The 23253-nt window shown below is 70.6% G+C and carries 17 protein-coding genes; 4 read left to right on the forward strand and 13 right to left on the reverse strand.

The window, feature by feature from the left end; translation table 11 throughout:
• Positions 1 to 24: 24 nt before the first annotated feature.
• Both G6N64_RS01585 and G6N64_RS01590 read right to left on the reverse strand, forming a co-directional pair.
• Complete coding sequence (locus tag G6N64_RS01585; protein ID WP_163795322.1) at positions 25 to 954, reverse strand: ABC transporter permease; 930 nt, start codon at positions 952 to 954, stop codon at positions 25 to 27.
• Positions 955 to 983: 29 nt separating this feature from the next.
• Positions 984 to 2513 carry an ABC transporter substrate-binding protein gene (locus tag G6N64_RS01590; protein ID WP_163801360.1) on the reverse strand — a complete coding sequence of 510 codons (1530 nt, stop codon included), beginning with the start codon at positions 2511 to 2513 and terminating at the stop codon, positions 984 to 986.
• A gap of 359 nt (positions 2514 to 2872) precedes the next feature.
• Between G6N64_RS01590 and G6N64_RS01595 the strand changes: the two genes are divergently transcribed.
• On the forward strand, positions 2873 to 3901 hold the full coding sequence (locus G6N64_RS01595; protein WP_163795323.1) for a 2-hydroxyacid dehydrogenase: 1029 nt from the start codon (positions 2873 to 2875) through the stop codon (positions 3899 to 3901).
• A gap of 88 nt (positions 3902 to 3989) precedes the next feature.
• Here G6N64_RS01595 and G6N64_RS01600 read toward each other — a convergent pair whose 3' ends face one another.
• The 11 genes from G6N64_RS01600 to G6N64_RS01650 all read right to left on the reverse strand — a co-directional run bounded on the left by G6N64_RS01600 (position 3990) and on the right by G6N64_RS01650 (position 16562).
• Positions 3990 to 4919: a LysR family transcriptional regulator gene (locus G6N64_RS01600; RefSeq protein ID WP_163795324.1), complete on the reverse strand. Its 930-nt coding sequence runs from the start codon at positions 4917 to 4919 to the stop codon at positions 3990 to 3992.
• A 9-nt stretch (positions 4920 to 4928) separates the two neighbouring features.
• Positions 4929 to 7667 (reverse strand): molybdopterin-dependent oxidoreductase, encoded by a 2739-nt coding sequence (locus tag G6N64_RS01605; protein WP_163795325.1) that lies wholly within the window; start codon positions 7665 to 7667, stop codon positions 4929 to 4931.
• Positions 7664 to 8488 carry an FAD binding domain-containing protein gene (locus G6N64_RS01610; RefSeq protein ID WP_163795326.1) on the reverse strand — a complete coding sequence of 275 codons (825 nt, stop codon included), beginning with the start codon at positions 8486 to 8488 and terminating at the stop codon, positions 7664 to 7666. Before G6N64_RS01610 ends, G6N64_RS01605 begins: the two co-directional genes overlap by 4 nt.
• Before the next feature lie 10 nt (positions 8489 to 8498).
• A complete protein-coding gene (pucL, locus tag G6N64_RS01615; RefSeq protein ID WP_163795327.1) occupies positions 8499 to 9398 on the reverse strand; it encodes a factor-independent urate hydroxylase in 900 nt (299 codons plus the stop codon).
• A 3-nt stretch (positions 9399 to 9401) separates the two neighbouring features.
• Positions 9402 to 9725, reverse strand: coding sequence for a hydroxyisourate hydrolase (gene uraH / locus G6N64_RS01620; protein WP_163795328.1), 324 nt, complete (start codon positions 9723 to 9725; stop codon positions 9402 to 9404).
• Between the two features lie 67 nt (positions 9726 to 9792).
• The gene (uraD, locus tag G6N64_RS01625) at positions 9793 to 10284 is read right to left on the reverse strand and encodes a 2-oxo-4-hydroxy-4-carboxy-5-ureidoimidazoline decarboxylase (RefSeq protein ID WP_163795329.1); all 492 of its coding nucleotides are present in this window, start codon (positions 10282 to 10284) and stop codon (positions 9793 to 9795) included.
• Positions 10285 to 12189 carry a PbuX/PucJ/PucK family nucleobase permease gene (locus G6N64_RS01630; RefSeq protein ID WP_163795330.1) on the reverse strand — a complete coding sequence of 635 codons (1905 nt, stop codon included), beginning with the start codon at positions 12187 to 12189 and terminating at the stop codon, positions 10285 to 10287.
• A gap of 57 nt (positions 12190 to 12246) precedes the next feature.
• Entirely contained in the window at positions 12247 to 13512 is a 1266-nt protein-coding gene (locus G6N64_RS01635) for a glucarate dehydratase family protein (RefSeq protein WP_163795331.1), read from the reverse strand.
• Positions 13509 to 14450: a 5-dehydro-4-deoxyglucarate dehydratase gene (locus G6N64_RS01640; RefSeq protein WP_163795332.1), complete on the reverse strand. Its 942-nt coding sequence runs from the start codon at positions 14448 to 14450 to the stop codon at positions 13509 to 13511. Before G6N64_RS01640 ends, G6N64_RS01635 begins: the two co-directional genes overlap by 4 nt.
• Positions 14451 to 14500: 50 nt before the next feature.
• Positions 14501 to 16099 (reverse strand): aldehyde dehydrogenase (NADP(+)), encoded by a 1599-nt coding sequence (locus G6N64_RS01645; protein WP_163795333.1) that lies wholly within the window; start codon positions 16097 to 16099, stop codon positions 14501 to 14503.
• A gap of 79 nt (positions 16100 to 16178) precedes the next feature.
• Positions 16179 to 16562, reverse strand: a complete 384-nt coding sequence (locus G6N64_RS01650; RefSeq protein WP_246230888.1) for a hypothetical protein — start codon at positions 16560 to 16562, stop codon at positions 16179 to 16181.
• A gap of 184 nt (positions 16563 to 16746) precedes the next feature.
• Between G6N64_RS01650 and G6N64_RS01655 the strand changes: the two genes are divergently transcribed.
• Genes G6N64_RS01655 through G6N64_RS01665 form a run of 3 tightly spaced genes read left to right on the forward strand, consistent with a single transcriptional unit; the run spans position 16747 to position 23242 of the window.
• A complete protein-coding gene (locus G6N64_RS01655) occupies positions 16747 to 20679 on the forward strand; it encodes a Pls/PosA family non-ribosomal peptide synthetase (protein WP_163801361.1) in 3933 nt (1310 codons plus the stop codon).
• The gene (locus G6N64_RS01660; RefSeq protein ID WP_163801362.1) at positions 20679 to 21989 is read left to right on the forward strand and encodes a M1 family metallopeptidase; all 1311 of its coding nucleotides are present in this window, start codon (positions 20679 to 20681) and stop codon (positions 21987 to 21989) included. Before G6N64_RS01655 ends, G6N64_RS01660 begins: the two co-directional genes overlap by 1 nt.
• Complete coding sequence (locus tag G6N64_RS01665) at positions 21956 to 23242, forward strand: polysaccharide biosynthesis protein (protein ID WP_276018426.1); 1287 nt, start codon at positions 21956 to 21958, stop codon at positions 23240 to 23242. Before G6N64_RS01660 ends, G6N64_RS01665 begins: the two co-directional genes overlap by 34 nt.
• The last annotated feature ends 11 nt before the right edge of the window (positions 23243 to 23253 follow it).

Below are 23253 nucleotides of genomic sequence, written 5' to 3' on the forward strand. Positions count from 1 at the left end.
CGAGCGAAGCGACGGGGGGAACATCTAAACCTTGGCCGGTTCCCGGACGCGTGCGTCGAGCAGCGCGTAGCCGGCGTCGATGGCGATGTTGAGCACGAAGATGCTGACGGCGGTGAGGAGGACGGCGGCCTGCAGTACGGCGAAGTCGCGCTGCAGGATCGCGTCGATCATCAGCTTGCCGATGCCGGGCCAGCCGAAGATGGCCTCGACCACGACCGCACCGTTGATCAGGCCGACCGCCAGGTCACCGGCGACGGTGAGGGCGGGCGCCGCCGCGTTGCGCAGAGCGTGGTGGGTGACGACGCGGAAGTCGCCGGCACCCTTGCTGCGGGCCAGGCGCACGTACGGCGCGGACAGTGCGGACACCATGGCCCCCCGCACCACCTGGGTGAGGACGCCCAGCGGCCGGATCATCAGCGTCGCGATCGGCAGTACCCAGGACAGCACTCCCGCGTCGGTGCCCGAGGTCGGCAGCCAGCCCAGCAGCACCGCGAACAGCCAGACACCGGTGATGGCAAACCAGAAGTCGGGGATGCTCGCCGCCGTCATCGACAGCAGGCTGGAGAACCGGTCGGCCAGCGAGTTGGGGCGGTAGGCCGCCCAGCAGCCGATCACCACGGCGCCGACGATCGCCAGCAGCATCGTCGCGAAGGCCAGCTGCAGCGTGGCGGGGAAGGCGCGCAGTGCCATCTCCGAGGCGGACTGACCGGTGCGCAGCGAGGTCCCGAAGTCGAGGTGGAGGACGCCCTTGAAGTAGTCGATCAGCTGGGTGATCAGCGGATCGTTGAACCCGTTGGCGGCGGCGAACTCCGCCCGCTGGTCGGGCGTCGCCGACTCCGGCAGGTAGAGGTTGGTGGGATCACCGGTGAGCCGTGCGAGGAGGAACACCCCGAGCAGCACGATGATCAACGGCAGTGCGCTGGAGTACATCCGGCGCCGGACGAAGGAGAACATGGGTGGGCCCTTCTCGAGACGGCGGAGTGTCAGGACTGGTCGGTGCGGTCGGATGAGGTCGGCGTCATGGCCGCCAGCAGCATCTCGTCGCCCGTGGCCGGGTTGGGGGTGTAGTCGACGCGCTCGGACTTGCCGAGGATGCCGCGCATGTGGGCGATGTAGGCGAACTGGAGGATCTCCCGCGGCTCGTCGGCGAAGATCTGCGCGTAGGCCTGCTGGCGCTGCTCACCGGTGAGCCTGCCCGCCGCGGCGATCTGCTCGTCGAATGCCGGTGTGCCGAAGGCACTCTGGGCGCCGTTCGAGCGCATGTACTGGTCGACGGTGAAGGCGGCGTCACCGGCCTGGTTGCCGTGCTGGATCAGTGCGAGGAACGGTCCGGCGTTGGCGGGGAACGGCTGCAGCTGGTACTCGAGTTGGGCGGCGGTGTCCATCATCTCGATCTTGACGTTGAGGCCGGCGTCGGCGAGTTCACTCTGAATCACCTCGACCGTCTCGGTGACGCCGGGGAACTGACTGTTGCGGCCGATCAACCGGATCTGCTTGTCGACCGGGACGCCGTCGGCGCGGGCCTCGTCGACGAGTTGGCGGGCCTTCTCGGGGTCGTGCGGCCACAGCTCCAGCTGGTCGTTGTAGCCGATCACGCCCTCGGGGATGAGTTGCGCGGCGGGCTCTCCGAGTCCGCGGAACAGCGCCTTGACGATGCCGGTGCGGTTGACGGAGTAGTTGATCGCCTGCCGGATGCGCATGTCGTTCAGCGGCGCCTCGTTACCGGTGATCCGCAGCGCGGTGGTCTCGTTGTTCTGGAACGGCACGCCGAGATCGCCTGCGCCGTCCTCGGGTCCGAGCCCGGTGGCGATGTCGACCTCGTCGTTGGTGATCATCGCGGCGCGGACGCTGCCCTCGCTGCGCCACTTGTATTCGGCCTTGGCGAAGGCGGGGGGCTTGCCCCAGTAGGTCGCGTTGCGGGCCAAGATCAGCTTCTGGCCGTACTGCCAGTCCTGGATCGTGTACGGACCGGTGCCGATGGGCTCGCGCACCTTCTCGGTGACGCTGGTGGTGCGCGGCACGATTTCGACGAACGAGATGCGCAGCGGCAGAATCGGATCCGGCTCGGTGGTGCCGACGACCACGGTCTTGGCGTCCGGCGTCGCCAGGGTGAGCTTCTCGTCGCCGAACACGTACCCGTCGACGTTGCACTGCAGGTCCGAGTTCACCGTTCGGTCGATCGAGAAGGCGGCGTCCTCGGAGGTGAACGGTGCGCCGTCGGAGAAGGTGACACCGTCGCGGAGCGTGAACGTCCACTCGGTGGGTGCTGTCTGCCTCCACTCGGTAGCCAGCAGCGGCTGCAGGTCGCCGGTTGTGGAGTCGCGCTCGACCAGGGGCTCGGTGATGTTGGACCGGACGACGATGCCCGTCGAGGTCAACGATCCCTCGCACGGCTCGAGCGTCGGCGGCTCCTGCGGCAGGACGATGCGCAGCGTGTTCGGGTCGTATCCGCCCTGACCGGAGTTGGCGACGGTGCAGCCGGCGGCGACGAGGCAGGCCGCGGCCGTCGCCATCGCGGCGGTCGCCGCGCGGCGGATGCGCCGGTACTGACCGGGTGCGGTCATCTGTTCCTCCGGAAGTCGGCGTGAGCGTCCACGTATGTGGATGACGTCTGTGACGGTAGACACACCGTAGGAGCGGTCCGGAAACGGCGTCAACCGCGCCAAATGGCCCGATTCGACGGTTCGCCGACGTACCAAGAGCACCTTCGGAGGTGATCAAAGCCACTCTGACGTGCGGATATGACCGTCAGCACGCTGGGCCGATACTCGCCAGCGGTCCGTAAACCGCTAGTTATGCAGGTTGGGCATCAAGCCATGCTATTTCCGAGTTGGACAGGTATTCGCGCGCCTCTCTACGGTCCTTCTAGAGCATGCGAGGCATTTCGAGCCATCACGAGGAGACAGCCGTGTCCACCACACCCGGTGCAGGCCACCGTTCCGACCACCAGGTTCTTCAGGTGGGTCCGCTGAAGCCGTCACTGGCCGAGACCCTTCGGACCGACTACGGCGCGGTCGAGCTGCCCGACGACCCGGCAGCGCGGGCCGAGTTCCTCGACGGGTCGGGCTCCGCCGTCACCGCCGTCGTCACCTCCGGCCGCACCGGCGTCGACGCCGACCTGATGGCGGCCCTGCCGAACCTCGGCGCCGTCGTGAACTTCGGCGTCGGCTACGACACGACCGACGTGGCGGCCGCCGAGCAGCGCGGCGTCGGCGTCAGCAACACCCCCGACGTCCTCACCGACTGCGTCGCCGACACCGCGGTCGGCCTGATGATCGACGCGATGCGCCGGTTCAGCGCCGCGGACCGCTACCTGCGGGCGGGCAGCTGGCCGATCGAGGGCAACTATCCCCTCACCCGCCAGGTCAGCAACACCCGCGTCGGGATCATCGGCCTCGGCCGCATCGGCGGCGCAATCGCCAGGCGGCTCACTGCATTCGGCTGCACGATCTCATACCACAACCGCCACCGCGTCGACGGGTCGGAGTTCGCCTACGTCGAGTCGCCGGTCGAGCTGGCGCGCGGCGTCGACGTGCTCGTGGTCGCCGCGGCGGGCGGCAGCGGTACGACCAAGCTGGTCGACGCGACGGTGCTCGACGCGCTCGGACCCGACGGGTACCTCATCAACATCGCCCGCGGCAGCGTCGTCGACGAGCAGGCGCTGGTCGAGCGGCTCGGCTCCGGTCGCCTCGCCGGCGCCGGGCTCGACGTGTTCGCCGACGAGCCGAACGTGCCCGTCGAACTGCTGCGCATGGACAACGTGGTGCTGCTGCCCCACGTCGGCAGCGGCACCGTGCAGACCCGCGCCGCCATGGAGGCGTTGACGCTGCGCAACCTCGACGAGTTCCTGGCCACCGGCCGGCTCGTCACCCCGGTGCTGCAGCCCGCCGTCCGCGTCTAGCCCGCAGGACCCCGCGCCGAACTGGAGAGTCACGTCGCTACGGAGCCGTTGGAACGACGTGACTCTCCAGTTCGGCGCGCGGTAGGGCCTAGTTGCCGACGAACTCGTCGACCAGATCGTCGGTGGTCCACTCGCGCTGCGGGAGTACGTCGCGCAGCAGGCGCAGCAGCGCGGGGTTGGTGCTGTCGCTGCGCCACACCGCGTCCAGCTCCACGGGCCGCTCACGGAACGCGCCGATCGACCGGAACGCGACGCCCTCGGGGTGCAGCGTGGCCGCCGACGCGGGGACCAGCGCGATGCCGATCCCGGAGCGCACCAGCACCAGCATCGTGTGCACCTGCGTGACCGTCTGCACGTAGCGGGGGGTCGCGCCGGCGATGGTGAACGTGCTGATCAACAGGTCGTTGAAGTACCGCGCCTGCACCGGCGAGTACATGATCACGTCCTGGCCGTCGAGGTCGTTGAGCGTGAGCTGCCTGCCCAGCGTGGTCAGCGGATGGTCGACGGGTAGCGCCGCGATGAGCTGTTCGTGCAGCAGCGGACGGGACACCAGCCCGGGCCGCTTGAGCGGCGGCCGCGCCATCCCCAGGTCGATCTCCCCGGTGACGAGCCCCTCGATCTGCGTGGCAGTCACCATCTCTCGCAGGTCGAGCTTCACGTCGGGCAGCTTCGCGCGGCTGGCCTCCAGCAGCGGGGGCAGCACGGCGTGCGCGGACGCGGCGGTGAAGCCGATGACGACCGTGCCGAGATCGCCTGCGGGTACGCGCTTCACCGTCTGCGCGGCACCCTCGGCGAGCTGCAGGATGCGCCGCGCGTCGGGGAGGAACGCCACCCCGGCGGGGGTCAGCGTGACCGTCCTGGTGGTGCGGTCGATCAGCTGGACGCCGAGTTCGGCCTCGAGCTGCTGGATCTGTCTGCTCAGCGGCGGCTGCGTCATGTGCAGTCGCTCGGCGGCGCGGCCGAAGTGCAGCTCCTCGGCGACCGCGATGAAGCAGGACAGTCGCGCCAAGGAAAACACCGCGAACTCCTATGCACTCCCGGTATCGCTCGGGGCCCGGGCCCCCACGTCGGGCATCAGTGTAAGCGTCCGCCATATCCGCGCAGGCGTCATCGGCAATCTGCGCAGCCGTGCCCCGCAGGCCCGCGCGATCGCGTTCGCCAGGGCAGGCGCCACCGGGTTGTAGGGCGACTCGCTCATCGACTTCGCGCCGAGCGGGCCGAGCCGGTCGTAGGTGTCGGCGAAGTAGACCTCGGTCACGGGGACGTCCGCGAGCTGCGGGACGTGATACTCCCGCAGAGCCGTGTTGGTCACGGCACCGGACTCGTCGACCCGCATCTCCTCGTACAGCGACGAGCCGATCGCCTGTGCGACACCACCCTCCACCTGCCCGCGGCACTGCTGCGGGTTCAGCACCACCCCTGCGTCGGCGGCCTGCACCGACTGCAGGATGCGCACCTCGCCGGTCGCGGTGTCGACGGCCACGCGGAACGCCTGCACGTTGAACGCCACCGACCGCGGCGTGCCCTCGTGCCGGCCGTGACCGATCAAACCGGTTGGCAGGTCGGCGAATCCGACGAACGCGTCGTCGCACTGCACGCCGTTGGGTCCCAGCACGCAGCGCTCGGCGGGAATGCCGGACAGCGCCGCGGCGGCGGTCAGGATCCTCGCGCGCAGCTCGCGGCACGCGGCCTGCACAGCCATCCCGGCGACGACCGTGCCCGCTGACCCGAACGCCCCGGTGTCGTAGCCCGTCACGTCGGTGTCGGACTGCCGGATCACGACGTTGCCGACGACGGTGTTCAGTTCGCTGGTCACCAGCTGCGAGTGGACGGTGGTGGTCCCGTTGCCGAACTCGGCGGTCCCGACCGACAGCAGGTACGTCCCGGAGGCGTCGACGGTGATCGACGCGTCGGCCACGTGCCCGCGCGGCGGGATGGTGGCGATCATCGCGATCGCCATGCCCTCGCCGACGGCCCACCCGGCCGGCGGGGTCCGCCCGTTGCCGCGCCGCAGCGCGGACTGGGCGAGGTCGAGGCACTGGTCGAGGCCGTAGCTGCCGAACTCGAGGTCGTCGTCGACGACGTGCGAGTCGACGAAGTCGTCGCCGGGCACGATGACGTTGCGGCGGCGCAGGTCGAACGGGTCGATCCCGAGCCGGGCGGCCAGCTCGTCGAGCGCCGACTCCACGCCGAACATGACCTGTCCGAGGCCGTAGCCGCGGAACGCACCGGAAGGCAGGTTGTTGGTATAGACCGCCATCGCGTCGACCCGCTTGTTGGCGACGCGGTACACCGACATCGACTCCGCGCACCCGTGGAACATGACGCCGGGGCTGTGGTTGCCGTAGGCGCCGGCGTCGACCAGCACGTCGATCGCCAGCGCCGTCAGCGTGCCGTTGCGGTCGGCGGCCGCGGTCACGTCGACGCGGAACGGGTGGCGGCACGGCGCGGCGGTGAACTGGTCGCTGCGGCTGAACTCGTAGCGCACCGGCTCCCCCAGCCGAAGGACGGCGAGCGCCACCAGGTCCTCGGTGAGCATCTCCTGCTTGGCGCCGAACCCGCCGCCCACCCGCTTGGTGAAGACGCGGACGTCGTCGGGCCCGAGCCCGAAGAGGTAGCAGAGTTCGTCGCGGATCAGGAACGGCACCTGCGAGCTGGTGCGGATCACCAGGCGGCCGTCGTCGTCGCGCCAGCCGGTGCAGCCGTGGGTCTCGAGGTGGACGTGCTGGACCCGCTGGGTGCGGTAGGACTCCCGCACTGCCGCGCCACCGGATTCCTCGGCCGCCGCCACGCCGTCGGCGACGTCGCCGACGCCGCCGTGCACCTCGGCCAGCAGATTGCGGGACGCGTCGGCGATGCGGGCGTCGACCGTCTTGTCGCCGTGCAGCGCGGGGGCGCCCGGTCGCGTCGCCTCCTCGGGGTCGAACACGGCAGGCAGCTCGAGGTACTCGACGTCGATGGCACTGCAGGCGAGTTCGGCGACGGCCACGCTCTCGGCGACAACCGCCGCGACCCGCTGGCCCACGAAGCGGACGACGTTGTCGAGCATCGTCGTGTCGTCGGGATCGTCGGTGCGGCTGTGGTGGCGCGCGGTGGAGAACCGCAGCGACGGACTGTCCGCGTGGGTCAGCACCAGGCGGACGCCGGGGATGGATTCGGCGCGACGGGTGTCGATCGACGCGATGCGCGCGTGCGCGACGGGGCTCGACAGCACCGCCATGTGCAGCAGACCGGGCGGCGCGAAGTCCATCGTGTACTGCTCGGTGCCGGTGACCACCCGCACGCCGGCAGGCGCGCCGACCGAGCTGCCCGTGGCCACGCCGTCGGCCTTCTCGGTGTTGACCCGGCCCTCGATGGCGTCGACGATCGTGCGATACCCGGTGCAGCGGCACAGGTTTCCCTTGAGCTGCTGCGGCAGGTCCGCGAGGTCCGCCTCGTCGAACGTCGACGCCGTCGTCACCATGCCGGCCGTGCAGAATCCGCATTGGAATCCGGCGGCCTCGACGAACCGGCGCTGCACGGGATGCAGGTCGTCCGGGGTGCCGAGTCCGGCGACGGTGGTGACGGCCCGGCCGTCGGCGCGGAACGCCGGGAAGACGCAGGAGTGCACGGCCTCGGCGTCGACCAGGACCGAGCACGCCCCGCAGTCGCCGGCGTCGCAGCCCTTCTTGACCTCGAAGTGGCCCGCGTCGCGCAGGTAGGTGCGCAGGCACTGCCCGGGCGCCGGTTCCCGGTTCAGGTCGGCGCCGTTGACCGTGACCCTCACGAGAGTTCGGCCCGGATCTGCTCGGCCAGCACCAGGGTCACCGCGCGACGCCAGTCGGGGTCGCCGTGCGCATCGTCGGTCCACTGCCCCTCGGGGATGCCGGCGTGCCAGGCCGCAAGCTCATCCGACGTCGGCACCGACGGGTGGCGAAACACGTAGGGGCGCACGGTCGCCGCGGTGACGGCCAGCACGAGACCGCCATCGATGTCGCGCCTGCCGATCACGACGATGCCCGAGCGGCCCAGCGGCGAGGGCGCCAGCTTCCGGTAGGCGGTGCCGGCGGTGAGCGCGGCCGCGGGCAGGTGCACCGACCGCACGACGTCGCCGACCGCGAGGACGTTGGCCGACGCACCGGTGACGAAGTCGGTGACGGGCACGACGTACTCGGTGCCGTCGGGCCGCCACACGGTGACCGTCCCGTCGAGCGCCGAGAGCAGCGAGATCATCGAGCCGGCCGGGAAGGACAGGCACACGTTGCCGCCGACGGTCGCGGTGCGCCAGATCTTCGGGGAGGCGACGAGCGCGGTGCAGCACTGGTGCAGCAGCGGCGCCGCCGTCCACCGGGGGTGGCTCGCGGCCAGTCCGGCCGACAGGCCCGACACCTGGGCGACCGTGCACGTGGCGGCCAGCTCGATCCCGCTGTCGGACAACGTGATCGGTGGCCAGCCGAGCGCGGTGACGTCGATCAGGCGTCGCAGCCCGGGTTGCGGTTCGGAGAACAGCCAGGTGCCACCGGAGAGGATCGCGTCGCCGGCGTCGAGCGGCCACAGCTCGGCGCGGGTCGTCGGGCTGCGCAATGCCTCGACGGTGTGGAGATCCATCGTCCCGAGGCTAACCGAGCCAGCCCTGCTGCAGGTCGAAGGCAGGCCCCGGTGGTGGGGCGTCGTCGCGGGTGACGGTGGCCTGGATCAGACCGTAGGGCCGGTCGTCGGCGTTGTAGACCTCGTTCTCGTTGTCGAGGCCGAACGGGCTGAGGTCGTAGAGGAAGTGGTGCTTGTTGGGCGCCGAGAGCCGGACCTCGGCGATCACGTCGTACGCGCGCAGCACCGCGGCGCCCATCTCGTAGAGCGTCTGCTGAAGGGCCAGCGACTGGATGACGGCGAACCGTTCCACCAGCAGCGTCTTCACGCCGGCATACACGGCGTCCCAGTCGACGTCGGTGCTGGTGAACCGCCACTGGGCGACCAGCGACGTGGCCATCACCCTGTCGTGGGTGGGTTCGAGGACCGTGTAGTCGTCGGTCAGGAAGCCGGAGAACTCGGAGCCGGTCGACTTCAGGATCGTCAGATCCTTCAACCCGCCGACCACCCACTCACCCGACCCGTCGACCGTCACCGCGGCCGTGCGGACCTCCTGGCCCGAGCGGATCCAGGTGTAGTCGTGTTCGCGGCCCTCGACGACGGCGCGCTGCCAGGCGTACTCCTCGATCTCGATGCGGGCCGCCTCTACGGGCGCGACGTCGCCGACGAAGTGCCGGGCGAGCGCGAGACCGTAGTCCTCGATCGTGCGCAGGCCCTCCTCCTTGGCGTAGGCGTAGGCCGTCTGCTTCTGGGTGTCGGTGGGCAGCACGTCGGACTGGTCGCCGGCCAGGTGCGCGGCGTGGAAGTCGCCGCGCAGACACGTCGAGACGTTGACGTCGCGGATCTCGTGCCTGGGGGTGTCTCGGTAGATCCGCACCACGCGGTTCTCGGCCTTGCCGTACTGGTTCTTGCCCAGGATGATCTCGGACATCCGTCAGCTCCCTCGGTAGGTCGAGTACGCGTATGGGGACAGCAGCAGGGGGACGTGATGCTTCGCTCCCGCGTCGGTCACCTCGAAGGCGATGACCACCTCCGGGTAGAAACCGGTGACGCCGGTGGCGGCGAAATACCCTGCGGTGTCGAACCGCAACCGGTACAGCCCGCCGGTCACGAACTCGTGGAGGTCGCCCACCCGGCCGTCTGCGTCGGTGCGGGCGGTGGTCAGCTCGGCGCCCGACGCGTCGGTGAGCGTCACCACCACCCCGTCGGCGGGGCGGCCGGTCACGGCGTCGAGGACGTGTGTGCTCAGGTGGCCCATGGCATGCATCCTGACCGCCGGTGATGGTCTCGGGCGCGTGAATCGGCGCATCCGGCGTCTCGGCGGGTCACGGGACGTCCTTCGACAGCAGCCGGTCGAGCCGCAACCGGTTGATCTTCGCCAGTTCGCTGCGCATGACCCGCCGTTCGGTCTCCGGGTCGTTGTCGAGCCGGTCGAGGAGGATCGACAGCAACTCCTCGGCGCTGCGGCCGCTCGCGCACACCAGGTAGACGTAGCCGAACTTCTCCTCGTACCGGGCGTTCGCGGCGGCCATCTCGGCACGGACCGCGTCGTCGGCGGACGCCATGCCGGCCTGTTCGCGGGCCGAGGAGGCGTTGTCGGCACGGTCGCCGATGCGGGGGTGGCCGTCGAGCGCCGCGTCGATCTCGGCGTCCGGCAGCTCGGCGAGCACCCGGTCGGCGCGGTCGAAGAGTCCGTCGACGTCGCGGAACGGGCCCCCCGCGAGCACCCGCCTGGCCCAGATCGTCGACGAGCAGACTTCGAACAGCAGGTGCATGCGTTGCCGCTCGGTCGCGCGGTTGAAGGACTCGAGGCCCATCTACTGGAGTTCGTTGAGTCGGCTGAACCGGGCGGCGGCAATGGGATTCGCGTCGGCGACCAGGTCCTCGAAGCGGTAGTTCGCGATCTTCTCCACCTCGATGAGGGCGAACGCCCGCTCGGCGGCGGGTGAGTTGTCCATGCGGGACCAGCCGTTGCGCAGCACGCGGTCGAAGTGCTCGGTCTCCCGGGCGCAGATGATCAGCGGGAAGCCGAAGTGGTCACGGTAGGCGGCAGCCAGCTGCACGACGTCGTCGTGGTCGCTGTCGTCGAGGTTGGACAGCGCGACGTGGTCGACGGCCAGCGCCGTGCCGGTCTCGTCCTCGGCACCCAGGTCGTGGAAGGCGTTGAGCAGTTCGGACTGTTCCTCCGACGACCCGGTGAGCACCGCGTCCTGGAACGCCTCGCGGAGGTCGCGGGTGGTGGCGAACGGGCGCTGTGAGTAGGCCCGCCGGACCGCCCACGGCACGTCCTGCACGACGTGGCCGAACACCTCGGTGAAGCGCTCCTCGGACATCGAGTTGACCTCGTCGAGCGTGATCGAGCCGCCACCGGCCACCCGCGGCCCGCGCGACCCGGTGTGGAAGAACACGATGTTGAGCACGATCGCGGTGACGGCGCCGATGCTGATGCCGCTGCCGAAGATCAGGTCCAGCCCGGTCGGCATGGCCTTGGCGATGTCGGGATAGGAGGTCACCCACAGCGCCAGCGCGAGGCTGGTGGTGACGATGATCAGGTTGCGGTGGTCGGTGAAGTCGACCTTGCCCAGGGTCTGGATGCCGACGACGGCCACCGTCGCGAACAGCGTCAGCGCGGCACCTCCCAGCACGGGGTTGGGAATCGAGGCGACGATCGCGGCGACCTTCGGCAGGAAGCCCAGCACGATCATGATGACGCCCGCGGCGGCCACCACCCAGCGGCTCTTGACGCCGGTGAGCCGCACCAGGCCGACGTTCTCGGAGAACGCGGTGTAGGGGAACGAGTTGAAGATGCCGCCGATCGTGGTGGCGACGCCGTCGGCGCGCAGCACGTTGCCGATGTCGGACGCCTTGACGCGCTTGCCCACGATCTCGCCGGTGGCGATCGTCGACCCGGTCGACTCCACGGCCGTGATCAACAGCACGATGATCATCGTCAGGCAGGCCACGAAGTCGAACTTGGGCATGCCGAACACGAACGGCGGCGTGAAGCCGAACGCCGACGCCTCACCGACCCTGTCGAAGTTCATGTCGCCCAGTGCGAATGCGACGACGCAGCCGATCACCAGGCCGAGCAGCACGGCGATCGTGGCCATGAAGCCGCGGAAGATCCGCTGGATGGCGACGATGATCGCGATGGTGCCCAGCGCGTAGAGGAACCAGCGGATGTTGGTCGGATCCGGTTCGTGCGTGGTGGGATTCGTGACCGCGTCGAGGGCGCCCACCGGAACCAGACACAGCCCGATGATGGTGATGAGGGTGCCCGTGACGACCGGTGGGAAGAACCTCAGCAGCTTCACGAAGATCGGTGCGATCAGGAACGTGAAGATGCCGGCGACGATTACCGCGCCGTAGACGTAGAGCAGGCTCGCGGCACCTCCGCCGTGGGCCAGTCCGATCGCGATGATCGGTGCGACGCCCGCGAACGTGACGCCCTGCAGCAGTGGGAGCCGCACGCCTATCTTCCAGATGCCGACGGCTTGGATGATCGAGGCGATGCCGCACGTGAACAGGTCCGCCGTGATCAGCTGGACCAGCTGCTCCTGCGGCAGGTCGATCGCGCCGGCGATGATGATCGGCACCAGCACCGCGCCTGCGTAGAAGGCGACGACGTGCTGAAAGCCATACAGCGCCAACTTGGGAACGGGCAGGACCTCGTCGACGGGATGTCCCCGTTTGCGCGAAGCTGCACTCGTCGACGCCGTCATCTCCCAAGGATCGGGCACACGGGGCGACTTCGCATGTCGTACCGCGAACCTAGCGGCTCACCATCGTGGGCTGGCGGCCTGGAAGGTCGGATCGATGCTCTGCATGTAGCCGGTGTCGTCGCGGTCCCGGATGCCGCACGTCACGTACTGCTCGTGCAGCGCGGCCAGCGCGTCGTCGTCGATCTCGACGCCCAGACCGGAAGTGGTCGGCACGGCGACGGCTCCGTCGCGGATCGACAGGACGCCGGGCTTCACGACGTCTTCCGTCTTCCACGGCCAGTGCGTGTCACAGGCGTAGGTGAGGTTCGGCGTGGCGCCGGCGAGGTGCACCATCGCGGCCAGGCTGATTCCGAGGTGCGAGTTGGAGTGCATCGACAGTCCGAGGCCGAAGGTGTCGCAGATGCCCGCCAGCAGGCGCGAGCGGTACAGCCCACCCCAGTAGTGGTGGTCGGACAGCACGACGCCGACCGATCCCGCCGCGACCGCCGGGGCGAGCTGCTCGAACGCGACGACGCACATGTTGGTGGCCAACGGCATCGGCGACTGTGCGGCGACCTCCGCCATGCCCTCGATGCCGGGCGTCGGATCCTCCAGGTACTCGAGGATGCCCGCGAGACCGGCCGCGACCTTGACCGACGTCTGCGGCGTCCAGGCGGCGTTGGGGTCCAGGCGCAGCGGGTGGTCGGGGAACGCCTGGCGCAGCGCCTCGATCGCCCGCATCTCTTCGTCGGGAGGGAACACCCCACCCTTGAGTTTGATTGCGGTGAAACCGTATTCGTCGATCATGCGGGTGGCCTGCGCCACGATGCCCACGGGGTCGAGCGCCTCACCCCAGGAGTCGGGCTCCCGACCGGGGTGCGCGGCCCACTTGTAGAACAGGTAGGCGCTGAACGGGACGGCGTCGCGGACCTTGCCGCCGAGCAGGTCCGACACGGGCCGTCCGGTGGCATGGCCCTGCACGTCGAGGCAGGCCACCTCGAACGGCGACAGCACCTGGTCCACCGCGCTGGCCGTGGTGATCATGCCCGCGGTGCCGACGGCGGCGTCGTCACCGCGGAGCCGGTCGGCGATGGCCGCACGGATCGCGTTGAGCGCGAACGCGTCCAGTCCGGTGATGGCCTCGGCGGCGGCCTCGAGTCGGGCCAGGTGCCGGGTGTCGGCGTACGTCTCGCCGAGTCCGACGAGACCGGCGTCCGTGTCGAGTTGGACGATCGCGCGCAGCGCGTAGGGCTGGTGCACCCCGACGGTGTTGAGCAGCGGCGGGTCGGCGAACGCAACCGGCGTGATGCGCGCGCCGGTGATGCGGATCGGCTCGGCCGTCACCTGACTGCGGCGAGTTCGTCGGCGATCACCGCGCGACCCGCGGCGATGATCCGGCGCAGCTCCTCGGCGTCCTCCTCCGACGGCATGATGAGCGGCGCGCGCACCGGTCCGGCGTCGACGCCCTCCATGGTCACGCCGGCCTTGATCAGCGAGACGGCGTACCCGGGCACGGTGTCACGCAGTCGGACCAGCGGATGGAAGAACTCGCGCAGCAGCGCCGCGATCTGCGTCTCGTCGTTGCGTTCGAGCGCCCCGTAGAAGGCCAGCGCGACCTCGGGTGCGAAGGCGAACGTGGCCGACGAGTACAGCGTCACGCCGATGGCGCGGTAGGCCTGCTGGGCCACCTCCGCGGTGGGCAGCCCGTTGAAGAACTGGAACGGCTTGCCACTTTCGGCGAGCGAGTCGGTGACGGCGCGCACGATCCGCGCGACCCGGTCGACGTCCCCGGTACCGTCCTTGAAGCCCACGACGTTGGGGATGTGGGCGACCTCGACGGCCGACTCCTCGGTGTAGCGGGCGTTGGACCGGTTGTAGACGATCACCGGCAGGTCGGTGGCCTCGGCCACCTCGCGGGTGTAGTCGATCAGGCCCTGCTGGGGCATGGTGACGAGGTACGGCGGCAGGAGCAGGAGCCCGTCGGCGCCGGCCTGGGCCGCGGCGCGGGCGAAGACCTTCGCCTGTGCGATGGATCCACCGGCGCCCGCATAGACGGGCACCCTGCCGGCGGCCACCTCGACGGCGGTGCGCACGACGCCGGCGAACTCGCCCGCCTCCATCGCGTGGAATTCGCCCGTGCCGCAGGCGATGAAGACGCCACCCGGGCCGGCGTCGACACCCTTGACCACGTGCTCGGCGAGCCGCGTCAGGTCGACCTCACCCGTCTCGGTGAACGGAGTGACGGGGAAGAAGAGGACTCCGTCGAGGGTGGACGAGGGCATGGCGATACTCCTTGGGTGTGTCGGGTGAAGGCGGAACGGGTGGTGGGGGGTCAGTCCTTGGTGAGCCGGCCGTCGACCCGGCGCCACAGCGCATCCGGGTTGCCGTCGGCGATCTCGCTGGGCAGCAGCCCCTTCGGCACGTCCTGGTAGGCGACGGGACGCAGGAAGCGCTCGATGGCGCGCGCGCCCACCGACGTGGTCCGCGAGTCGGACGTCGCCGGGAAGGGGCCGCCGTGCACCTGCGCGTAGCCGACCTCGACGCCGGTGGGCCAGCCGTTGAACAGGATTCGGCCTGCCTTCGTCTCCAGCGTGGGCAGCAGCGTGGCGGCGGCTTCGTGGTCGGCCTCGTCGGCGTGGACCGTCGCGGTGAGTTGGCCCTCGAGGTTCTCGGCGACCGCCTTGACCTCGTCGGCGTCGGCGCAGCGGACGATCAGGCTCGAGGATCCGAACACCTCCGCCTGCAGCACCTCCGAACCACTGAAGCGTCCGGCGTCGGTGGTGAACAGCGCGGCCTGGCACGTACCGCCACCGTCGCCCTCCGCACCGCGGACCACGAGTTCGGCTTCGGCGCCCAGTGATTCGACGCCGGCCGCGTACCGTGCGGCGATGTCGGAGGTCAGCATCGGCGTGGCGGCGGACTGCTCCAGCGCCTCGCGGGCCGCGGCGACGAACGCGTCGAGACCGGGTCCATCGACGGCGATGACGAGGCCCGGGTTGGTGCAGAACTGGCCCGACCCCATGGTGAGGGAGCCGACGAAGGCGCGGCCCAGATCGGATCCGCGAGAGGCGAGTGCCCCGTCGAGCAGGAACACCGGGTTGATCGAACTCATCTCGGCGTACACCGGGATCGGCTCGGGCCGCGCGGCAGCGGCGGCGACGAGTGCCATTCCGCCGGAACGCGATCCGGTGAAGCCGACGGCCTTGATGCGCGGATCGGTGACCAGTGCGGTACCCAGCGCGGGGCCGTAACCGTAGAGCAGCGAGAACGTGCCCGCGGGCATGCCCTCGGCGGCGACCGCATCGGCGATGGCCCGGCCCACCAGCTCGGAGGTGCCGGGGTGGGCGTCGTGGGCCTTGACCACCACGGGGCAACCGGCGGCGAGCGCGGAGGCGGTGTCGCCACCGGCAACCGAGAAGGCCAGCGGGAAGTTGCTCGCGCCGAACACGGCGACGGGGCCCAGCGGGATCGAGCGCTGACGGATGTCCGGTCGGGGCAGCGGGGCGCGGTCGGGCAGGGCGGGGTCGATGCGGGCACCGGTCCAGCTGCCCTCTCGCAGGACGGCGGCGAACAGCCGGAGCTGGCCGGTGGTGCGTCCCACCTCACCGGTGATGCGGGCCTGGGGCAGGCCGCTCTCGGCGACGGCGCGGGCGATCAGCGGGGTGGAGATGGCCTCGATGTTCGCGGCGATGGCCTCGAGGAACCGGGCGCGTCGTTCTGAGGTCGTGGCGCGGTAGGGACCGAAGGCCTCGGCGGCCGCGGCGCACGCGGCGTCGACGTGGGAGTCGTCGCCGTAGCGGTAGGCGGGTTCCAGCGGGGTCCCGGCCGCGGGGTCGACGCCGCGGATCTCGTCTCCGGTGCCGCTGACGAGCGCGCCGGCGATCAACATCTGCCCGGTCAGGTCTGTGGTTTCGGCGATGGTTGCGGTCACGCAGCCAACGCTAAGGCCCCGACCGATTCATGTCCAAGACCGATTTGGCCTCGACTGATACCCGCCTTGAATAGGTAGCTCAGGCGCTCTTGCGGTCCCGATCGGCCAGCAGGCGCAACACGTCCCGACCGAGTTTCCGCAGGTCGTCAGCGTCGACGGCCGTTCCCGGGATCAGCGCGACGCCGTCGGCCACACCCGCGGAGTCGATGTCCGCGATCAGTCCCGTCAGGCCGGCGACCGTGCCCGCGTAGTGCACGGTCTCCCCCGACGTCCCCACCCGGTAGTCGCCGGGAACCACGACGGCGAGGTCGAGGATCACCGCGACGTCGTGGGCGTCGGCGTGGATCATCGCCGTCCGCCGCATCGCGCGCTGGAGGTCGGGCGCGGACAACCGCACCACGGGTCCACCACCCGACGTCAGCTCGCTGAGGTCGTCGACGTCGTCACCTGTCTGATCTGCCACGAAGAGCCGCACGGTCGCGACGCTAAGCGCGTGCCGGCCGTGGCGCCACACTTGCGATCAGGCAGAGTCCAGAGGTATCGATCGCCTCGGCTACGAGGTGGTCACACCACCGTGCGGCGCCGACGGAGACCGGCCGCACCCTGAGTAGTTTGTACGCGTGACAGCGGACGCGAGGGGCGAGGGCATTTCAGCGCAGGACGGCCACGACGATCACCGTGGGGAACCGGCACCCGGCGTCCCCGCCCAGTACCTTCTGTCCGACGCGGCGCCGGAACCACGCACGCTGATCGACATCCTGCACGACACCGCGCTGCGCCACCCCGACTCACCCGCCCTCGACGACGGGGACGTACAGCTCACCTACGCCGAACTCATCGCCGACATCGTGGAGAGCGTCGAGTGGCTCGCGAGCCGCGGGATCGGCCGCGGCGACCGCATCGGCATCCGCATGCCGTCCGGCAGCTACGCGCTGTACGTCGCGATCCTCTCGACGCTGGCCGCGGGTGCCGCGTACGTACCGGTCGACGCCGACGATCCCGACGAGCGCGCCGCGCTGGTGTTCGGCGAGGCCGGCGTCGTCGGCGTCATCACCGAGCAGGGCCTGGTCCGTGGGCACGGCTCGTCGCGCGGCTGGCGCGCGGGCCCACCGATGATCCGCGACGACGCGTGGATCATCTTCACCTCGGGTTCCACCGGCACGCCGAAGGGCGTCGCCGTCACCCACCGCAACGCGGCGGCGTTCGTCGACGCCGAGGCCCGGGTCTTCCTCCGGGACAATCCGCTCGGACCCGGCGACCGGGTGCTGGCCGGGCTGTCCGTCGCCTTCGACGCGTCGTGCGAGGAGATGTGGCTCGCGTGGCGGCACGGCGCCTGTCTGGTGCCCGCGCCCCGATCGCTGGTGCGCAGCGGCATGGACCTCGGCCCGTGGCTCGTCTCGCGCGACATCACCGTGGTGTCGACGGTGCCGACCCTCGCCGCGCTGTGGCCCGCCGAGGCACTGGAGGCCGTGCGGCTGCTCATCTTCGGTGGCGAGGCGTGCCCGCCCGAACTCGGCGAGCGGCTCGCGGTGGACGGCCGGGAGGTCTGGAACACCTACGGGCCGACCGAGGCGACCGTCGTGGCGTGCGCCGCGCCGCTGGACGGCAAGGGGCCGGTCAGCATCGGTCTGCCGCTGCCCGGCTGGGACCTCGCGGTCGTCGACGCGGACGGGATCCCCGTGGGGCTCGGCGACATCGGCGAACTCGTCATCGGCGGCGTGGGCCTGGCCCGCTACCTCGACCCGGAGAAGGACGCCGAGAAGTACGCGCCGATGCCCACGCTGGGGTGGCCTCGGGCCTACCGCAGCGGCGACCTGGTCCGGCTCGAGTCCGACGGCCTCTACTTCCAGGGCCGCGCCGACGACCAGGTGAAGGTCGGCGGACGCCGCATCGAACTCGGCGAGGTGGACTCCGCGCTGGTCAACCTGCCCGGGGTGAGCGGTGGCGCCGCCGCCGTGCGCCGCACCGCCAGCGGCACCCCCCTGCTCGTCGGCTACGTCGCCAGCGCGGACCCCGCGTTCGACGTCGGCGCGGCGCGTCTCGCGCTGGCCGAGTCGCTGCCCGCCGCCCTGGTCCCCCGGCTGGTGCTCGTCGACGAACTGCCCACCCGCACGTCGGGCAAGGTCGATCGCAACGCGCTGCCCTGGCCCGTCGACGGTGACGACGCCGCCGACGACCCCAACCTCGCGGGAACCACCGGCTGGCTGGCGGGGCTGTGGCGCGACGTGCTGGGCGCCCCCATCGACGGACCGGAGGCCGACTTCTTCGCCCTCGGCGGGGGCTCGCTGTCCGCCGCCCAGCTGGTCGCCGCGCTGCGGGCCCGCTACCCGGAGGTCACGGTCGCCGACCTCTACGACCACCCCCGGCTCGGCTCACTCGCCGGTTACCTCGACGAACTCGACCCGCCCACCGAGGTCGAGACCAGGACGGTGACCCCGGTCCCGCGAGCCACCCAGGTGGCCCAGGTGGCGCTGTCGCTGCCGCTCGCGATGCTGACCGGCGCCCAGTGGGTCGTGTGGCTCGCCCTGCTCAACAACCTCGCCGCCAAATACGACCTGCTGTCGTGGGCCGTCCCCGTCAGCTGGTGGTGGGTGATCGCGGGCTTCCTGCTCTTCGTCACCCCGCCCGGCCGGATGGGCATCGCGGTGCTCGGCGCGCGGATGCTCATCGGCGCCCTCGAACCGGGGACGTACCGACGCGGCGGATCGGTGCACCTGCGGATCTGGCTGGCCGAACGCCTCGGCGAGGCCAGCGGCGCCGAGAACCAGGCCGGAGCACCGTGGCTGGTCTACTACGCCCGCGCGCTCGGGAACCAGGTCGGCAAGGGCGTCGACCTGCACTCCGCGCCGCCCGTCACCGGCATGCTCACCCTCGGTCACCGGTGCTCGATCGAGCCCGAGGTGGATCTGACCGGGCACTGGATCGACGGCGACCTGCTGCACGTCGGCCGCATCGAGGTCGGCAACGACGCCACCATCGGCGCGCGGACCACGCTGCTGCCCGGGGCCGTCATCGGCAAGAACGCCGACGTCGCACCCGGCTCCGGCGTCGTCGGCAAGGTCAAGGCCAAGCAGTACTGGAAGGGCTCGCCCGCGATGAAGTCGGGCAAGGCCCGTCACCCGTGGCCCGACGAGCGGCCGAGCCGCGCGCCGATCTGGGTGGCGATGTACGGCGTCACGTCGGTCCTCCTCGGCGGCATCCCCCTGGTCGCGCTCGCCGCAGGCCTCGCCGTCATCGGCTGGGGTATCCGTGACACCGCCTCGCTGGGCGAGGCGATCCTGCCCGCCCTGGCCTGGACGCCGGTCGCCACCCTGGCCGCGGTCGTGGTCTACGCCGCCGCCACCGTCCTCGGCGTCCGCCTGCTCTCGCTCGGCCTGCACGAGGGCTACCACCCGGTGCGCAGCCGGGTCGGCTGGCAGCTGTGGGCCACCGAGCGGCTGATGGACGCGGCGCGCAACTACCTGTTCCCGATCTACGCCAGCCTGCTGACGCCGTCGTGGCTGCGTCTGCTCGGGGCGACGGTGGGCAAGGGCACCGAGATCTCGACGGCACTGCTGACGCCGAAGTTCACCGTCGTCGAGGACGGCGCCTTCCTCGCCGACGACACCATGGTGGCCTCCTACGAGTTGGGCGGCGGCTGGATCCACGTGGCGAAGGCGACGGTCGGCAAGCGCGCCTTCCTCGGCAACTCCGGCATCACCCAGCCAGGCCGACGCGTCCCCGACGACGGTCTCGTGGCGGTGCTGAGCGCCACGCCGCACAAGGCGAAGGCCGGCAGCTCCTGGCTGGGCAGCCCACCGATCCGCCTGCGCCGCCAACCGACCGCGGCCGACGCACTACGGACGTTCGACCCGTCGCCGCGGCTCAAGGTGCTGCGTGGCCTCGTCGAGACGTGCCGGGTGATACCGCTGATCGTCACGTTCGGCATCGGCGTGGGCGTCCTCGCCGCACTGCAGTACCTGGCCGACGTCGGCTACGGCTGGGCACTACTGGGCGGCGGGCTGGTCCTGCTGATCGCCGGCGCCGTTGCGGGCGCCATCGCCGTCGTGGCCAAGTGGTCCTGGGTGGGACGGATCGACGCGATCGAACACCCGCTGTGGTCGTCGTTCGTGTGGCGCAACGAGGTGTCGGACACGTTCGTGGAATCCGTTGCGGCACCGTGGTTCGCCCGGGCGGCCAGCGGGACGCCGGTGATGAACCTGTGGCTGCGGGCGCTGGGCGCGAAGATCGGACGCGGCGTGTGGTGTGAGACGTACTGGCTGCCCGAGGCGGACCTCGTGACGCTCGGCGAGGGCGCCACCGTCAACCGGGGCTGCGTCGTGCAGACCCACCTCTTCCACGACCGAATCATGCGAATGGACACCGTGGTGGTCGAGAACGGCGGCACCCTCGGTCCGCACTGCGTCGCGCTGCCCGCGGCGAAGATCGGTGCGGGCGCCACCGTGGGCCCGGCGTCGCTGGTGATGCGCGGCGACGAGGTGCCCGCGTCGACCCGCTGGCAGGGCAATCCCATCGCGCCGTGGAACCCGGTGCGCAAGAAGCGTGGTCAGCGGACTGCCAAGAAGAAGTCGGCGGCGTGATGCGCCACAAGCACCCCGTCATCGACCCCTACATCCCCGGCAACGGCAACTTCGGCTACCGGGTGTCGCGGTACGAGCTGGACCTCGAATACAAGGTCAACTCCAACCGGCTGTCGGGCAGCGCCACGATCACCGCGGCAACCCTGGCGTCGCTGAAGACCTTCAGCCTCGACCTGTCCCATGCACTGTCGGTGTCGAAGGTGTCGGTGAACGGCAGGCGTCCCGAGTCGTTCCGCACCTCGCACGACAAGCTGCACGTCACGCTGGCGACGGCGCTGCCCGCCGGCGCCGCGCTGAAGATCGACGTGCGGTACGCGGGCAACCCCCGTCCGCTTCGATCACTATGGGGTTCAGTCGGATTCGAGGAGCTGACCAACGGCGCGCTGGTGGCGGGGCAACCCAACGGCGCCGCGTCGTGGTTCCCCTGCGACGACCACCCGAGCAGCAAGGCCAGCTACCGCATCGCGATCAGCACCGACAACCCGTACCGCGCGATCGCCAACGGGGAGTTGACGTCCAAGCGCACGCGCGCGGCCATGACGACGTGGACCTACGAGCAGCCGGAGCCCACCTCGACCTATCTGGTGACCCTCCAGATCGGTGTCTACGACTCGCACCGCATGGCCAAGACACCGGTGCCGATGACGGCGGTCCTGCCGGCACGGCTGCGGCACCACTTCGACCACGACTTCGCCCACCAGCCACAGATGATGAAGCTCTTCGTCAAGCTGTTCGGGCAGTACCCGCTGGCCAACGGCTACACCGTGGTGGTCACCGACGACGACCTCGAAATCCCCCTGGAGGCACAGGGCATCTCGATCTTCGGGGCCAACCACTGCGACGGCAAGCGCACGGCCGAGCGGCTGATCGCGCACGAACTCGCCCATCAGTGGTTCGGCAACTCTGTGACGGTGCGGCGCTGGCGCGACATCTGGCTACACGAGGGCTTCGCCTGCTATGCCGAGTGGCTGTGGTCGGAGGGGTCGGGCGGCCGCAGCGCCGACCACTGGGCCAAGCATTATCACCACCGCCTGGCGTCGTCGCCGCAGGACCTCGTCCTCGCCGACCCCGGCGCACGCGACATGTTCGACGACCGGGTCTACAAGCGCGGCGCCATCACGCTGCACGTCCTGCGACGCACCATCGGCGACGACGCCTTCTTCGACCTGCTCCGGGACTGGACCGCGCGCTACCGCCAATCCACCGCCGTCACCGACGACTTCACCGGTTTGGCGGCGAACTACGCGGACTCCTCGCTGCGTCCGCTCTGGCAGGCCTGGCTGTACTCCACCGAGCTGCCGGACCTGTGACCGACGCCGTCTCCCCCGTCCCGACGCAGGGCCCCACCACCAGGAGCAGCGTCATACGGGTGGGCACGGCGACGATCGTCAGCGCGATCTGCGGCTACGCCGTCCTCTACCTGGCCGCGCGCGACCTCGAACCGGCGGGCTTCTCCGTGTTCGCCGTGTTCTGGGGCGCGTTCGGGCTGCTCGCCGGCGCGGCGAACGGGCTGCTGCAGGAGTCCACCCGCGAGGTGCGCGAGGTGCAGCTCGCACCGCTCAATTCCGCTGAGCCGCACACCAATCCGCTGCGGATCGCGCTGCTCGTCAGCGTCGTCGCCGCCGTCGCCGTCGTCGGCACCGCACCGCTGTGGTCGGGCCACGTGTTCTCCGAGTCCCGATGGTTGAGCGTTGCGCTGCTCGCCGCGGGCATCGCCGGGTTCTGCGTGCACGCCACGCTGCTCGGCGTGCTGGCGGGGGTGGACCGGTGGGGGCAGTACGGCACCTTGATTGTCGGTGATGCGACGGGCCGCGTCGTGGTGGCGCTCGCGACGTTCCTGATCGGCTGGGGGCTCGTCGGCTACCTGTGGGCGACGGTCGCCGGATCGATGGCGTGGCTGGTCCTGCTGCTGGCCTCGCCGGCGACGCGCACCGCGGCCCGGTTGACGACGCCCGGGACGGTGGGCTCGTTCCTGCGCGGCGCATCGCACTCGATCGCCGCGGCCGGTGCCAGCGCCATCCTGGTGATGGGGTTCCCGGTACTGCTGAAGGCGACGTCGGTCGACCTCGGCGCGGCAGGCGGCGTCGTGATCCTGGCCGTGACGCTGACCCGCGCCCCGCTGCTGGTGCCGCTGACCGCGATGCAGGGCAACCTCATCGCCCACTTCGTCGATCAGCGCGACGCCCGGCTCCGCGCGCTCGTCATGCCGGCGGTCATCGTCTGCGGCCTGGGTGCGCTGGCCGTGCTGGTCGCCGGCCTGGCCGGACCGTGGCTGCTGCGGTTCGCGTTCGGCCCCCAATACGAGGCGGGTGGCGGGCTGCTGGCCTGGTTTACCGCCGCCGCGATCGCGATCGCCCTGCTGACCCTCACCGGCGCCGCGACGGTCGCGGCGGCACTGCACCGCGCGTACGCCGCGGGGTGGATCGGCGCGACGCTCGCGTCGGCGCTGCTGCTCCTGCTCCCGCTGAGCCTGGAGGACCGGACGATCGTCGCGCTGATGTGCGGGCCGATCGTGGGAATCGTCGTCCACCTGGTCGCGCTGCGCAGGGTTCCTGCAGCGTGACGGTGTAGTTT

The sequence above is a fragment of the Mycolicibacterium sediminis genome, assembly GCF_010731735.1.
Lineage (GTDB): Bacteria > Actinomycetota > Actinomycetes > Mycobacteriales > Mycobacteriaceae > Mycobacterium > Mycobacterium sediminis.

What these genes read in the sequence shown, in the direction of transcription:
- G6N64_RS01585 (WP_163795322.1), bottom strand. Translation starts at nt 954, where the DNA reads ATGTTCTCCTTCGTCCGGCGCCGGATGTACTCCAGCGCACTGCCGTTG.
- G6N64_RS01590 (WP_163801360.1), bottom strand. Translation starts at nt 2,513, where the DNA reads ATGGCGACGGCCGCGGCCTGCCTCGTCGCCGCCGGCTGCACCGTCGCC.
- G6N64_RS01595 (WP_163795323.1), top strand. Translation starts at nt 2,873, where the DNA reads ATGCGAGGCATTTCGAGCCATCACGAGGAGACAGCCGTGTCCACCACA.
- G6N64_RS01610 (WP_163795326.1), bottom strand. Translation starts at nt 8,488, where the DNA reads ATGGATCTCCACACCGTCGAGGCATTGCGCAGCCCGACGACCCGCGCC.
- pucL (WP_163795327.1), bottom strand. Translation starts at nt 9,398, where the DNA reads ATGTCCGAGATCATCCTGGGCAAGAACCAGTACGGCAAGGCCGAGAAC.
- uraH (WP_163795328.1), bottom strand. Translation starts at nt 9,725, where the DNA reads ATGGGCCACCTGAGCACACACGTCCTCGACGCCGTGACCGGCCGCCCC.
- uraD (WP_163795329.1), bottom strand. Translation starts at nt 10,284, where the DNA reads ATGGGCCTCGAGTCCTTCAACCGCGCGACCGAGCGGCAACGCATGCAC.
- G6N64_RS01630 (WP_163795330.1), bottom strand. Translation starts at nt 12,189, where the DNA reads ATGACGGCGTCGACGAGTGCAGCTTCGCGCAAACGGGGACATCCCGTC.
- G6N64_RS01640 (WP_163795332.1), bottom strand. Translation starts at nt 14,450, where the DNA reads ATGCCCTCGTCCACCCTCGACGGAGTCCTCTTCTTCCCCGTCACTCCG.
- G6N64_RS01660 (WP_163801362.1), top strand. Translation starts at nt 20,679, where the DNA reads ATGCGCCACAAGCACCCCGTCATCGACCCCTACATCCCCGGCAACGGC.